Source organism: Klebsiella sp. SWET4 (genome assembly GCF_024296565.1).
In the GTDB taxonomy this organism is placed as follows: Bacteria; Pseudomonadota; Gammaproteobacteria; order Enterobacterales; family Enterobacteriaceae; genus Klebsiella; species Klebsiella variicola.
The window spans coordinates 91,704-105,791 of the sequence record NZ_JANCOB010000006.1; the positions used below are offsets into that span (position 1 = coordinate 91,704).

13 protein-coding genes and 1 pseudogene are annotated in these 14,088 nt (G+C 56.4%); 8 read left to right on the top strand and 6 right to left on the bottom strand.

Annotation, left to right across the window (positions count from 1 at the left end):
* The first annotated feature begins 59 nt into the window (after positions 1-59).
* Positions 60-794 carry a bifunctional 2-polyprenyl-6-hydroxyphenol methylase/3-demethylubiquinol 3-O-methyltransferase UbiG gene (locus tag NKJ21_RS15305; RefSeq protein ID WP_008804040.1) on the top strand — a complete coding sequence of 245 codons (735 nt, stop codon included), beginning with the start codon at positions 60-62 and terminating at the stop codon, positions 792-794.
* Positions 795-827: 33 nt separating this feature from the next.
* On the opposite strand, the gene NKJ21_RS15310 is transcribed toward NKJ21_RS15305, so the two are convergent.
* The 5 genes and pseudogenes from NKJ21_RS15310 to dusC all read right to left on the bottom strand — a co-directional run bounded on the left by NKJ21_RS15310 (position 828) and on the right by dusC (position 7,885).
* Entirely contained in the window at positions 828-2,222 is a 1,395-nt protein-coding gene (locus NKJ21_RS15310; protein WP_088717730.1) for a glycoside hydrolase family 1 protein, read from the bottom strand.
* Between the two features lie 15 nt (positions 2,223-2,237).
* A pseudogene (gene bglF, locus NKJ21_RS15315) lies at positions 2,238-4,212 on the bottom strand (PTS beta-glucoside transporter subunit IIABC).
* A gap of 30 nt (positions 4,213-4,242) precedes the next feature.
* Complete coding sequence (gene bglG / locus NKJ21_RS15320) at positions 4,243-5,076, bottom strand: transcriptional antiterminator BglG (RefSeq protein WP_002912842.1); 834 nt, start codon at positions 5,074-5,076, stop codon at positions 4,243-4,245.
* Positions 5,077-5,231: 155 nt separating this feature from the next.
* Positions 5,232-6,596: a carbohydrate porin gene (locus NKJ21_RS15325; RefSeq protein ID WP_012541037.1), complete on the bottom strand. Its 1,365-nt coding sequence runs from the start codon at positions 6,594-6,596 to the stop codon at positions 5,232-5,234.
* Between the two features lie 356 nt (positions 6,597-6,952).
* Complete coding sequence (gene dusC / locus NKJ21_RS15330) at positions 6,953-7,885, bottom strand: tRNA dihydrouridine(16) synthase DusC (protein ID WP_012541036.1); 933 nt, start codon at positions 7,883-7,885, stop codon at positions 6,953-6,955.
* A gap of 358 nt (positions 7,886-8,243) precedes the next feature.
* Here dusC and NKJ21_RS15335 point away from each other — a divergent pair, with 358 nt between their 5' ends.
* From NKJ21_RS15335 to NKJ21_RS15365, 7 genes are all read left to right on the top strand, one after another.
* On the top strand, positions 8,244-8,648 hold the full coding sequence (locus NKJ21_RS15335; protein WP_004201620.1) for a CidA/LrgA family protein: 405 nt from the start codon (positions 8,244-8,246) through the stop codon (positions 8,646-8,648).
* On the top strand, positions 8,638-9,333 hold the full coding sequence (locus NKJ21_RS15340) for a CidB/LrgB family autolysis modulator (RefSeq protein ID WP_012541035.1): 696 nt from the start codon (positions 8,638-8,640) through the stop codon (positions 9,331-9,333). The genes NKJ21_RS15335 and NKJ21_RS15340 overlap by 11 nt, the downstream gene beginning before the upstream one ends.
* Positions 9,334-9,461: 128 nt before the next feature.
* The gene (gene cdd, locus NKJ21_RS15345; protein WP_012967554.1) at positions 9,462-10,346 is read left to right on the top strand and encodes a cytidine deaminase; all 885 of its coding nucleotides are present in this window, start codon (positions 9,462-9,464) and stop codon (positions 10,344-10,346) included.
* Positions 10,347-10,638: 292 nt separating this feature from the next.
* On the top strand, positions 10,639-11,370 hold the full coding sequence (gene sanA / locus NKJ21_RS15350) for an outer membrane permeability protein SanA (protein WP_008804033.1): 732 nt from the start codon (positions 10,639-10,641) through the stop codon (positions 11,368-11,370).
* 114 nt (positions 11,371-11,484) lie between these two features.
* Positions 11,485-12,006: a phosphatidylinositol kinase gene (locus tag NKJ21_RS15355; protein WP_239270694.1), complete on the top strand. Its 522-nt coding sequence runs from the start codon at positions 11,485-11,487 to the stop codon at positions 12,004-12,006.
* A gap of 28 nt (positions 12,007-12,034) precedes the next feature.
* Positions 12,035-12,589, top strand: a complete 555-nt coding sequence (locus NKJ21_RS15360) for a HipA domain-containing protein (protein WP_229531768.1) — start codon at positions 12,035-12,037, stop codon at positions 12,587-12,589.
* Positions 12,586-13,032, top strand: a complete 447-nt coding sequence (locus tag NKJ21_RS15365) for a helix-turn-helix transcriptional regulator (protein WP_254732973.1) — start codon at positions 12,586-12,588, stop codon at positions 13,030-13,032. Before NKJ21_RS15360 ends, NKJ21_RS15365 begins: the two co-directional genes overlap by 4 nt.
* Positions 13,033-13,073: 41 nt before the next feature.
* Here NKJ21_RS15365 and mglC read toward each other — a convergent pair whose 3' ends face one another.
* Positions 13,074-14,084: a galactose/methyl galactoside ABC transporter permease MglC gene (gene mglC / locus NKJ21_RS15370; RefSeq protein WP_002912871.1), complete on the bottom strand. Its 1,011-nt coding sequence runs from the start codon at positions 14,082-14,084 to the stop codon at positions 13,074-13,076.
* Between the last annotated feature and the right edge of the window lie 4 nt (positions 14,085-14,088).

A 14,088-nucleotide genomic window follows, 5' to 3' on the forward strand; every position in this document is an offset into this window, starting at 1 on the left:
GTGTGACTAAATTATTAGTTAGCTAAAAATAAACAACCTTATCAATTCAAGGGATGAATATGAGTCAGAATATTTATGACGACCCGCAGTTTTTTGCCGGCTATGCGACCCTCGATCGCTCGGTGAAGGGGCTGGATGGCGCACCGGAGTGGCCTTCCCTGCAGGCAATGTTGCCGCCGATAACCGGTTTGCGGGTGGTGGATCTCGGCTGCGGCTACGGCTGGTTTTGCCGCTGGGCACAGCAGCAGGGAGCCAGCCAGATAACCGGTTTTGATATCTCCCAGCGCATGCTGGCGCAGGCGCGGGAGATGACCCGCGGGGATGAGATTGTCTACCGCTGCGCCGATCTGCAAACCCTGACGCTGCCCGCCAACAGCTGCGATCTGGTCTACAGCTCGCTGGCGCTGCATTATTTACCGGACATTGCCCCGCTCTTCGCCACCCTGCAGCAGGCGCTGGTTCCCGGCGGCACCCTGGTCTTTTCCGCCGAACATCCCATCTATACCGCCCCCTTGCAGCAGGGCTGGCGGGTGGATGACCAGGGACAGAAAAGCTGGCCGGTCAGTCACTATCAGCAGGAGGGTGAGCGCGTCAGCAACTGGTTTGCCGAGGGCGTCATCAAGCAACATCGCAAGCTCTCAAGCTGGATAAACGCGCTTATCGCCGCGGGTTTTGTGCTGGAGCAGCTGGATGAGTGGGGTCCGAGCGCCGAACAGATTGTCCAACAGCCCGCCCTGGATGAAGAGAAAGAACGTCCGATGATCTTTTTACTGCGCGCGCGTAAACCGGGCTAATTCCCCGCCCGGCGATGGCCGGGCGGGCATGCTTTACGCTTTCAGGCTGGCGCCGCGGCTGGCAATCACCTCTTTATACCAGTCAAAACTCTTCTTCTTACTGCGCGCCAGGGTGCCGGTGCCGTCATCATGACGGTCGACATAGATAAAGCCATAGCGCTTCGACAGCTCCGCCTTCGAGGCGCTCACCAGGTCAATCGGCCCCCAGCTGGTAAAGCCCATCAGCTCAACGCCATCGTCAATGGCTTCCCGCGCCTGCACCAGATGGTCGTTCAGGTAACTGATGCGGTAGCCATCGTTAATGCTGCCATCGGCTTCCACCTTATCCTTGGCGCCCAGACCATTTTCCACGATAAACAGCGGCTTCTGATAGCGATCCCACAGCACGTTCAGCAGCGTACGCAGGCCCAGCGGGTCTATCTGCCAGCCCCACTCCGAGCTCGCCAGGTGCGGGTTCGGCACCATGCTGAGAATATTGCCGCGCGCCTGCTGGTTCAGCGCCTCGTCGGCGGTGACGCAGCCGGTCATGTAGTAGCTAAAGGAGATAAAGTCGACGGTGGTTTTCAGCGCCTCGCGATCGGCATCGGTAATGGTGAGCGTGATGCCGTTGTCGCGGAAAAAGCGCTGCATATAGCCCGGGTACGCGCCGCGCGCCTGCACGTCGCCAAAGAACTGCCAGCTGCGATTCTCCTGCAGCGTCTCAAACACATCTTCCGGTTTGCAGCTCAGGGGATACATCAGCCCGCCGAGCAGCATATTGCCGATTTTGCCCTCGGGCACCAGCTCGTGACAGGCTTTAACCGCCAGAGCGCTGGCCACCAGCTGGTGGTGAATCGCCTGATACACCTCGCCTTTGCTGCTGCCGGCCGGCAGGCCGACGCCGGTCATCGGAGCATGCAGCGACATATTGATTTCGTTAAAGGTCAGCCACAATTTGACCTTATTTTTATAGCGGCTGAACACCGTGCGGGCGTAGCGCTCAAAGAAACCAATCACCTCCCGGCTGCCCCAGCCGCCGTAGTTTTTTACCAGCGCCCACGGCATTTCATAATGCGACAGCGTCACCAGCGGGGTGATGTTGTGCTTCGCCATCTCGTCGAACAGCTTGTCGTAGAACGCGAGACCGGCTTCGTTGGGCTCGGCGTCATCGCCGTTGGGATAGATGCGGGTCCAGGCGATGGACACCCGCAGGCAGTTAAAGCCCATCTCGGCGAACAGAGCGATATCTTCCGGGTAGCGATGGTAAAAATCGATCGCCACATCCTTAATACCGCTGTCGCCGGGTACGCGCTCGACCACCTCGCCGAACACGCCGTGCGGCTGCACATCGGAGGTGGATAAGCCTTTGCCCTCTTCCAGATAAGCCCCTTCCACCTGATTCGCCGCGGTCGCGCCGCCCCATAAAAAATCCGCCGGGAATGTTTTCATCTCTCTCTCCTGTGATTAATGGCTGACTGACAACAGCGGCTGGCCGGCTTCGACGGCGCTGGACGCCACCGTATCAATTTCCCGGTAGTCGTCGCTGTTGCTGATAATGATCGGGGTCGCCAGGTCGTAACCGGCATCCAGAATCGCCTGACGATCGAACTCGATCAGCAGATCGCCGGCCTGCACCCTGTCGCCCTCTTTGACATGTGCGGTAAACGGCACGCCGTCGAGTTTGACCGTGTCGATGCCGACGTGGATCAACAGCTCAATGCCGCTGTCGCTCTGCAGGCCGATGGCATGTTTAGTCTGAAACAGGGAAGCCACTTCGCCCGGGAACGGGGCAATCACTTGGCCCACCGCCGGGATAATGGCGACCCCTTTACCGAGCAGGCCGCTGGCGAAGGTGCTATCCGGCACCTGCTCGAGGGCGATAACGCTGCCGCTCATCGGCGCCAGAATATCGTTTGCCGAGGCCGGGGCTACCGTCACGGCGCCCGGTGCAGCGCTGGCGCGCGGCATGCCGGCGAAGAAGGTCAGCACGCAGGCGAGCACGAAAGCCACGCCGGTGCCGATAAGCCCGCCCCAGACGCTGGCGTCAATGCCGCCGGGCGGGATCATCTGCGCCGGGAAAAAGATATTCGGCACACCGAACGAGTAAGCATGGCTATTACTGAAGGCAGTGATCGCCCCGCCGATGGCGCCGGCGATACAGCCGAAGATAAACGGACGACGCAGCGGCAGGGTCAGACCGTAGATAGCCGGCTCGGTGATGCCAAACAGCCCGGCAGAGAAGGCGGAACCGGCCAGCATCCGCTGACGCGCATCGCGGGTGGCCAGCAAAATCCCCAGAACCGCCCCCACCTGGGCAATCACCGCCGGAAGAATAATCGGCAGCATGGAGTCGTGACCAAGTACTGTCATGTTGTTGATCATCAACGGCACCAGCCCCCAGTGCAGGCCAAAAATAACGCACACCTGCCACATGGCGCCCAGTACCGCGCCCGCCAGCCATGGGGCAAACGCATAAATGAACTGGTAGCCGTTGGCCAGCAGATGGCTCAGCCAGGTGGCGACCGGGCCAATCACCAGGAAGGTGAGCGGGACCACCACCGCCAGGCAGATCGCCGGGGTGAAGAAGTTTTTCATCGATGACGGCAACAGCGCGTTGCTCTTGCGCTCCAGCCAGCAGCAGACCCACGAGGCGAGAATAATCGGGATCACTGACGAGCTGTAGTTGATAAAGGTCACCGGGATGCCGAGAAAGTGCTCCACCGCCGCGCCCGGCGCCTGGCTGGCCTCAAAGGCCTGAATCATCAGCGGGTGGGTTAACGCCCCGCCAATCACCATCGAGATAAACGGGTTGCCGCCAAACTTCTTCCCGGCGGTATAGCCAAGAAACAGCGGGAAGAAAAAGAACAGCGCGTCGCTGGCGGCAAACCAGATTTTATAAGTCCCCTGCTCCGGCGTAAGCCAGCCGCAGGTCACCGCCAGCGCCAGCAGGCCTTTCAGCAGACCGGTCGCCGCCATCACGCCGATAAACGGTGTAAAAATGCCGGAAATGATGTCGATAAGCTGGCTTAACACCGATCCTTTGGCCGCTTTTTCCCCGGCAACCGGTTCGCTGTCATCGCTTAACCCCGCCTCCTGGCGCACCGCCAGCCAGACGTCGTGAACGTGGTTGCCAATCACCACCTGAAACTGGCCACCGCTCTCCACCACCATAATGACGCCCGGATTGGCCTTCAGCCCTTCGGCATCGGCTTTGCCGTTATCTTTCAGTTTAAAACGCAGACGTGTCGCACAGTGAACCAGACTCACAATGTTCTCTTTGCCGCCGACGCGGTTGAGAATATCCTGCGCGAGTGCTTTATATTCCATGCTCTTTTCCTTACTGCCGCTGCCCGCAGACAACCGGCGACTGAGTAGTAAAAAATAAAAAAACCCGAGAACCACGCCGGTGGGCGTCGCGCTCAGGTTTTGCCTGCATCATGCAGTAACAATCCAGTTTTGTTGGGGGGAATTAACGCCCCTCTTTTCTTACCCGTTCGATATGAATGGCAAGAAACATAATCTCTTCGGTGGTCAGCGACCGCTGATACTGCTTTTGCAGATGCGTCGCCACCGTTTCCGCACACTTCCACGCTTTAGCGTAGTTATCTTTCACCGCGCTGTGCAGCGAGACGTCGTCATCTTCCACCACCGTGCGCGTCAGCATCCGCTGGGCGAAGAACTTGAGATGAGTGACAAAGCGCTGATAGCTCAATGACTCTTCGTCATAGTTAAGCTGCAGCTGATACTTCACCAGCTGCAGGATCTCCTGCATCACCCGGGTCACGTGCATGACCTCCGGCATTTCGCTGTTGAGCTGCGCCGTCACCAGATGCAGGGCGATAAATCCGGCTTCATCCTCCGCCAGCTCCACACCAAGCCTTTTGGCAATAATGGCCCTTGCCTCCTGACCCAGCGCGAACTCCTTCGGATACAGCCGCTTAATCTCCCACAGCAGCACGTTACGCAGTGCGATGCCCTTTTTCTGCCGCTCGATAGCAAAATGACAGTGATCCGTTAATGTGATGTACAAACTTTCCTGTAGCTTGCCCAGCCGCCCGCGTGCCAGGTCGATAATGCGATCGCAGGTGGTCATCACTTCTAGCGGTATCTGACTGAGTAACTCACCTAAACGGCCTACCAGTTCATCGCTCTGTAAGGCGAAGACTTTTTCAATTTTACTGTCGTCCAGCACGTCGCCCGGGCGTTTCTGAAAGGCCAGCCCTCGCCCCATCACCACCTGTTCGCGCCGGTGCTCGTCAAGAACCACCACCACATTGTTATTGAGTACTTTGGCGATTTGCATATAGACCCCAGAAACAAAAAAACCTGACCCCCGACGAAACGCCAGGTGATCAGGTTTTGCCTGCCGCAGCAGTTGCAATCCAACACCCGCACTGTAACAACTTCTGCTGCGCGCTCAACCTGACAAGTGAAAAAACGTGATTAAGATCGCGACTATCAGAAAGTCACCACCGTTTTCCACTCCACCACCCATGCGTCCTGGGTCTGCGCGACGCCGCCCGGACGGTGCCAGTACTGCAGGCCCGGCTGCAGCTCCAGCCAGGAAACCGGGCGGAAGCGATAATAGAGCTCGCCGTTCAGCGAATGACCGGCCACCGGCTGGTAAGCCGGATCGTTATAGTCGGTGGCGCCGCTGAGTTGATTCATATAGCGCTGGTTACGTGCGTAGTGGCTGCTCATGTCGATCCACGTCAGACCAAAGCCAATCCAGTCCTCCGGGCGGGCGTCAAATAGCCCGCGGTAGCGCATGGAGGCGGCGACGGCGGAGTGGATATAGTTACTGCGCTGGTCGCTGAGGCTGCCGCTCAGCGAGACGCTCATCCCCCGCAGCGGGTCGTCGGCGTGGCGGGTGATCTGCTGATTCAGGCCGGCGTACATAAACCAGGTGCTGTCGTGCTCGGCGTAGCCTTGCGGATCGGTCGCCCCGGCGCCGCCGGATTTGCCGCTGTAGAGGTCGGTTTGCGGCGCGTTGGTCCAGACCACACCCAGGTTATAGGCTCCCGGCAGGCCATTCATCAGCGGACGGGTTTCGATCTCCATCGGCAGTAAAATGCCTTTGCTGCCCTTCGTCGACCCGCTCCAGGCGTGACTGCGCGCGGTAGCCTGCGGGTTTTGCTCCATCACCCCGCCTTTCAGGGTGACCGTCGGCGTCAGCTTGTACTCCAGGGTGGTGCCCCAGGTGTGGATGTTCCAGTTATTCCAGGTCAGCGAGTTGGCCGATTTCCCACCGCACTGGGTCAGTAGCTGAAAATCGCAGGGAATGATCTGGTCGAAAGTTTGCACCTTGTTCATCATGCCGATGCGCCAGGTCAGGCGACGGTCGTCAAAGCTGCGGGCAAAGGTCAGCCAGCCGAGGCGGGTGATCGACCCGCCGCCCCAACTCTCCTGCGACAGATCGTTGAAACTCACCCGCGGATCCTGCAGCCGTTTCGTGGTGAGGTTATCATCGTGGTTACGGTTGACGATGTTGCCTTCGAGACGCGCATCCGGTATGCCGGTCCAGCGCTCCAGATCCTGGGTAAAGGTCAGCGCCACCTGGTCAATATAGGCCAGGTGTTTATCATGGTCGTAACCGCCGCCGGCGTTGTAGGCCATCTCGTTAAGATACCCGAGATTATAATGAAAGCCGTTCTCTTCGAGGATCGGACGAATGCCCAGCATATCGCCCAGCAGCCCCTGCTGCCCGGCTTCGAACCCCAGCACGCTGCCGTTCCACGCCGGAGTTTCCGCGGCGCTCACGGCAGGCACCATTGCCGCCAGCGCCGCGCCGATCAAAAGCTGATTTATTTTTTTGTTATGCATTGTGATATCCACCGTGACTGAATAAAAACAAAGGGGATCCCCAGGCTATTTATTTACCTGTTTTCTTTTTTAAAAAATGAATGGCAAAGGGCGTCCGCCGGTAATAAAACCGCGACGATGCCAGAGAAAACGTTAATTACAACCTATTTTTTTACATAACCATTTTTTCACCATTGAATTTTAGCCAAAAAAAAACCTAAGCACTTTCCGCCACGAATGACGAAAGTGCTTAGGTTTTGCCTGGGTTCAGTAGCAATCCTGAATTGATTGACCGCACATTATCACTTTATTCAACTCGTGCCTACCAGCAATAGGCAGGCAAGTAATAATATGTGAAGCAAATAACAGTATGGTGTTTAATAGCGGGCGATGGCCGCCGCTATTTCAGCAGATGTTTGCAGGGCGCGAATTTCATTAAACAGGGTCAGCGCCTCACTATATTCCTTGCGTAAATAGCCTAACCATTGCTTAATTCTCGCCACATGATACAGACCGGTGTCGCCCTGCTTTTCCAGGCGGGTATATTTTTGCAACAGCTGAACCACCTGCGGCCACGGCATGCGCGGTTCGTTGTATTTGATCACCCGGCTGAGGTTCGGCACGTTGAGCGCCCCGCGGCCAATCATCACCGAATCGCAGCCGGTGACGGCCATACAATCCTGGGCGCTTTGCCAGTCCCAGATCTCGCCGTTGGCCACCACCGGAATGGTCAGACGCTGGCGGATCTCACCGATCGCCTGCCAGTTAATCCGTTCGGCTTTGTAGCCATCTTCTTTGGTGCGGCCGTGAACCACCAGCTCGCTGGCCCCGGCCTGCTGCACCGCATCGGCGATTTCGAAGCGCCGTTCGCCGCTGTCCCAGCCGAGTCGCACCTTGACGGTCACCGGCAGATGATCGGGAACCGCTTCGCGCATGGCTTTCGCACCGCGATAGATCAGCTCCGGATCTTTCAGCAGCGTCGCCCCGCCGCCGCTGCCGTTCACCAGCTTAGACGGACAGCCGCAGTTTAAATCCACCCCCCACGACCCCAGCTCCACCGCGCGGGCGGCGTTTTCCGCCAGCCACTCGGGATATTGTCCCAGCAGCTGGACGCGCACGCGGGTGCCGGACGGCGTGCGGCTCTGATGATGCAGTTCCGGGCACAGCCTGTAGAACGATTTTACCGGCAGCAGTTGATCCACCACGCGCAGAAATTCGGTGATGCACAGATCGTAATCGTTAACCTCGGTCAGCAGCTCGCGCACCAGCGAATCGAGCACGCCTTCCATCGGCGCCAGTAGAACACGCATATCGTTATCCGGAAAAAAAAGAGGCGCTATGGTAGCGCCTCCAGGCATTGGTGGAAAGCGCTCAATGCGTCCGGCCTGCCGTACGCCATTCCCCGTTCGGCGAATGCGGCAAAGCGAGGAGATAATCTCTATGCTTTACAGGAGTCTGCGGCGTCTCATGCCGCCTTTATTTGCCGCGCCTCGTTCAAAAAGGTAGCGTGGGACTCCATATACCCTAAGCTGCGAGCTGTCGGGTCCTGCCGGGAGAGGCTATTGTTCCCGTACGCTATCAGCGCTATGCGTAGAATTCATGATGTGATCGGTAGCACATTTTAGGGATTAATTGTATGATGAATGCACTTCATCAAGGGTTATTACCATGAGTAAATCGCTGACTATTATCTGGCAGTACCTGCGGGCCTTCGTCCTGATTTACGCCTGCTTATACGCCGGAATTTTTATCGCCGGACTGCTGCCCATCACTATCCCCGGCAGCATCATCGGCATGCTGATCCTTTTCGTGCTGCTGGCGCTGCAAATTATGCCGCCGCAGTGGGTCAATCCTGGCTGCAATATCCTGATCCGCTATATGGCGCTATTGTTCGTGCCCATCGGCGTCGGCGTGATGCAATACTGGGATCTGCTGCGCGCCCAGCTGGGGCCAGTCGTCATCTCCTGCGCCATCAGCACGCTGGTGGTGTTTGTGGTGGTGAGCTGGAGCTCTCACCTGGTGCATGGCGAACGTAAAGTGATTGGGCAAAAGGAAAAGAAAAATGATGCATGAAATCTGGTGGTCGCTGCCGCTAACCCTGATCGTCTTTTTTCTCGCCCGCAGGCTGGCCGCCCGCTTTAAGTTCCCGCTGCTCAACCCGCTGCTGGTGGCGATGGTAGTTATAATTCCGTTTCTGCTGCTGACCGGGATCTCCTATGGGCGTTATTTTGCCGGCAGCAAAGTCCTGAACGATCTGCTGCAGCCGGCGGTGGTCGCGCTGGCCTTTCCACTGTATGAGCAACTGCACCAGATCCGCGCGCGCTGGAAATCAATCATCACCATCTGCTTTATCGGCAGCTGCGTGGCGATGATCACCGGTACTACCGTCGCCCTGCTGATGGGCGCCACGCCGCAAATCGCCGCCTCTATTCTGCCTAAGTCAGTCACTACGCCAATTGCCATGGCGGTCAGCGGCAGCATCGGCGGTATTCCGGCTATCAGCGCCGTGTGCGTGATTTTTGTCGGCATCCTCGGCGCGGTATTCGGCCATACGCTGCTTAACCTGATGCGCATTCGCACCAAAGCGTCACGCGGCCTGTCAATGGGTACCGCCTCGCACGCCCTCGGCACCGCCCGCTGTGCGGAACTGGACTACCAGGAAGGGGCGTTTAGCTCGCTGGCGCTGGTGCTGTGCGGGATCATCACCTCGTTGATGGCACCGTTCTTATTTCCGCTGATCCTCGCGGTGGTGGGATAAATTGTGATTTAAATCACATTTTTTAATGCAACAAATCAAAGTTGCATAAACAATGAGATATTCGTCACATATGAGACTGCTGGACGCCCGTACACTGGCTTCCCATTACATTGTTATGAGGCAACGCTATGCACTCACGTTTTCAAGCTGCTTTGACGACTCTGGCAGCAGACCTGCAGGCGGCCATCGCCCCGATGCTCGCCGACCCGCACTTCCCGGCGCTGCTCGAAGCCGATCAGGTGGCGACGCTGCAGCAGGCGACAGGTCTGGACGAAGACGCGCTGGCCTTTGCGCTACTGCCGCTTGCTGCCGCCTGCGCGCGCGCCGACCTTTCTCATTTTAACGTCGGGGCGATCGCCCGCGGCGTCAGCGGCCGCTGGTACTTTGGCGGCAATATGGAATTTCTCGGGGCGACCATGCAGCAGACCGTTCACGCCGAGCAGAGCGCCATCAGCCACGCCTGGCTGCGCGGCGAGACCTCCCTGCGCGCTATTACGGTGAACTACACGCCGTGCGGCCATTGCCGTCAGTTTATGAACGAACTGAACAGCGGACTGGCGCTGCGCATTCATCTGCCGGGCCGCGAAGCGCATGCCCTGGAGCACTATCTGCCGGACGCCTTTGGTCCGAAAGATCTGGAGATAAAAACCCTGTTGATGGATGCACAGGACCATGGCTACCCGGTGAGCGGCGATGCCCTGACCCAGGCAGCCATTCAGGCCGCCAACCGCTGCCATGCGCCCTACAGCCACTCGCCCTCCGGCGTGGCGCTGGAGCTGAAAGACGGCACCATTTTCAGCGGCAGCTATGCGGAAAACGCGGCGTTCAATCCGACGCTGCCGCCGCTGCAGGGGGCGCTGAATCTCCTGAGCCTCAACGGCTATGATTATCCCGCTATCCAGCGGGCAATCCTCGCGGAGAAAGCCGACGCGGCGCTGATCCAGTGGGATGCCACCGTCGCCACCCTGAAGGCGCTGGGCTGCCAGAATATCGAGCGCGTCCTGTTAGGTTGATCAGCCTGAGCAGATTGCCGGATGACGGTTTCGCCTTATCCGGCCGACCTGATATACCGTCGACCTGATATACCGAGATGTTGTCGGGTGGCGCTACGCTTACCCGACCTACGGTTCGCGCCATGGCGAGCTGAAGATCACTATGCCGGGTGTCGGCTCACGCCTTACCCGACCTGCGTTCGGCGATCTGTCTATATTGCTGAAAATCCCCGCAATCAAACGCGGGTTTCTTGCGCTTACCCGGCGGGTAAAGTAGCCTGAAGACTCCGTTGTCTATTATTGAGCCAAGTTCATGTTAAAGCGTGTGTTCTACAGCCTGTTAGTCCTGCTCGGCCTGCTGCTGTTGACCGTGCTGGGCCTTGACCGCTGGATGAGCTGGAAAACCGCGCCCTATATCTATGATGAGCTGCAGGACCTGCCCTACCGTCAGGTCGGCGTGGTGCTGGGCACCGCCAAATATTACCGCACCGGCGTCATCAATCAGTATTACCGCTACCGCATCCAGGGTGCGCTGAACGCCTACAACAGCGGCAAGGTCAACTATCTGCTGCTGAGCGGCGATAATGCTCTGCAAAGCTACAATGAACCGATGACCATGCGTCGGGACCTGATTAAAGGCGGCGTCGATCCCGCCGATATCGTGCTGGACTATGCCGGCTTCCGTACGCTCGACTCGATTGTCCGCACCCGCAAAGTGTTCGATACCAACGACTTCATTATCATCACCCAGCGCTTCCACTGCGAACGGGCGCTGTTTATCGCCCTGCATATGGGGATCCAGGCCCAGTGCTACGCGGTGCCGTCGCCGAAGGATATGTGGAGCGTGCGGCTGCGCGAGTTCGGCGCCCGCTTTGGCGCGCTGGCGGACCTCTATATCTTCAAACGGGAACCGCGCTTTCTCGGCCCTCTCATCCCGATTCCGGCTCAACAGCATGACGTACCGGATGACGCCCAGTCCTACCCGGCAGTCACTCCGGAGCAGCTGCTGGAACTGCAGAAAAACACAAAACCCGCCAATGAGTGATATAAGATGCATTAATCATGCGATGCCAAAACAATGCGTATTATAAGTAACGTTAATTGCATGAATGCTCTTTAATGAGTAATATTTCACTCATCATCCTTTTTGGAGGGCGCGATGGAAACATTAACGGTACAAGCCTTTCTCAATGCGGAGTGGCAAGACATTGCGTTGATAAAATTCCCCGGTAGTGAGCAAGGGGACTGGTTTACAACACAAATCGACTATCTTATCGATTACGCCATCGACTTTCTGGAACGCGATGACTTTCACGCCGTGTCGCTCAACCATCCCGTTTCGCTTTATTTTGAGGATCACGGAAATCCTGGATGGTTAAGATTTATAGACGATATCATTCCAGGCGGCGCCAGCCGACGTTACTGGGTTAACTTTTTAGATATCAGTGAACTTCCTCAGGGCCAGCAGAATTTCATCTTGCTCAAATTCGGCACGATGTCGCCAGTGGGAAATTTACGCATTAAAGACTCGGTGCCGGACTGGGATAGTCTGGCAAGCAGTAAAACGTTCTCTGTCACTGATGTCATGAATCGTGCCAGTGATTTTCTCGACTATGACCAGGAACGAGGAGCCGCAGCAGGAGGGGCTACATTATCCCTCTCTCTGGTTGCCGCGATTTGATATCAGAAGAGACGGTGATGGCCGGATAATGAGATTGGGAATGGAGTCAGTCTATTCTCTGTTACAAAAAGCGCCAGCGACGATACTTGATCATGAAACCACGCTGCGGATCCTGATCGAAAAGATCACATCCAGTAATATGGTAAGAGTACAGAATTATCGCTTTGATGTTCAAGGATTTATCATCGATTGGGTACGTCGAGACTTATTAAACATTATTTTTGGCAATAGTGATAACCATGGACGTAATACTGCATTTATGAAAGCAGATAATGAAATTATCCTTGCGCCAATCTACGATTTTGCACCAATGAAAGCCGACCCGGAAGGTATACCGCGCACGATGAAGTGGTCATTAGCCTGCGAATCAGGAGGCGAATATAACTTTGGCGCCATCGCACAAGCTTTGGCTGAATGGATCACCCCTGACACATTGCTTAATGCTTTAAGTGAAACCGCATCTCAACTCGTTGATTTACCATCCCGTCTTAAAGTACGCGGCGTTCCTGTTCAGATTCTGGAAATGCCATCAATTGGTTTTAAATTTATACCTGACAAACTCGCTCGCTGGGGGCTGTTATGAAGACCCTGAATAAAAAAGAAACAGAAACCCAAAATACCTTAGCCAGGCTACGGGCGGATAACCCACCATCCCTACCCGCCACCGGGGTAACGGCTACGGAAAAAAAAGCTCGTTCAGAGATAAGCAGACAACGCGTCTCGGCTGGTTTAAAAAAAGTCAATACGGTCGATCGTCAGGCGGTCATTCACGCCATTATCCATGACATCATGCTAGGCGCCATCAGCCAGGGAGAGGCCCTGAAAAAACTGAGAGTAGAAGTTCTGGGTTTACGCCAGGATGAATATGCCCGGCTAGTGGATGTCTCTCGTAAGACCTTATCTGATGTGGAAAATGATAAAGGCAATTATTCTGCCGAGATCATTAATAAAATCTATAAGCCGTTTGGCCTTGAAACAGGACTCGTCCCTATTTCTAAAACACTTATTTCTTCTCTATTTAAATAGTAAAAACCCGCGCCAGGCGCGGGTTTTTGATGCGTTCAATCTTATTTCTTACGGGCGTATTTCAGGGAATCCAGCGCCACGGCGAAGATAATAATCGCCCCCTTAATGATGTACTGCCAGTAAGGGTTGACGCCGATATAGGTCAGGCCGTAGTTGATGACGGTGAAGATAATCACCCCGGTCACCACGCCGAATACGGTCCCTACCCCGCCGCTGAACGATACGCCGCCCACCACGCAGGCGGCGATGGCGTCCAGTTCGTACATAAAGCCGAGGTTATTGGTCGCCGAGCCGATACGACCGGCTTCCAGCAGGCCGCCGAAGGCGTAGAACACCCCGGAGAGGGCATAGATCATCAGCAGGTTCAGCGCCACGTTAACCCCGGAGACTTTCGCCGCTTCCGGGTTACCGCCGATAGCGAAGATGTTTTTACCAAAGCGCGTCTTGTTCCACAGGATCCAGACAAAGAAGACGGCAATCAGCGCGTAGAAGGTAATGTAGGACAGGCGGAACGAGCCCAGCGCCACAAACCCCTGGGCAAAATGGGAGAAGTGGCTGTCAAAACCGGAGATCGGCGACGCGCCCACGAAGTCGTAGTACAGCGAGTTAATGCCGTACACGATGATCATAGTGCCGAGGGTGGTAATAAACGGCGTCACGTTCAGGTAGGCGATGACGATCCCGTTAATCAGGCCGATGACCGCCCCGATGGCGCACACCAGCAGGATCACCAACGGGATCGGCATGGTCGCCATATCCGGGAACACCTTGTTGGCATTATCCACCGCCTGCAGCATGGTGGCGGCAATGACCGCCGCCAGTCCCACCTGACGGCCGGCGGAGAGGTCGGTCCCCTGCGTGACGATAAGTCCGGCCACGCCCAGGGCAATAATAATACGCACCGAAGACTGGGTCAGGATATTACTCAGGTTGAGCAGACTTAAAAATGTCGGATCCTGGAAAATAATAATGGCCAACAGGACCAGAAGGACGACATATATCCCACCCTCTTTCAGGTAAGTGAGAAAACTCTTTTTATTTAACGCACTCATGTGA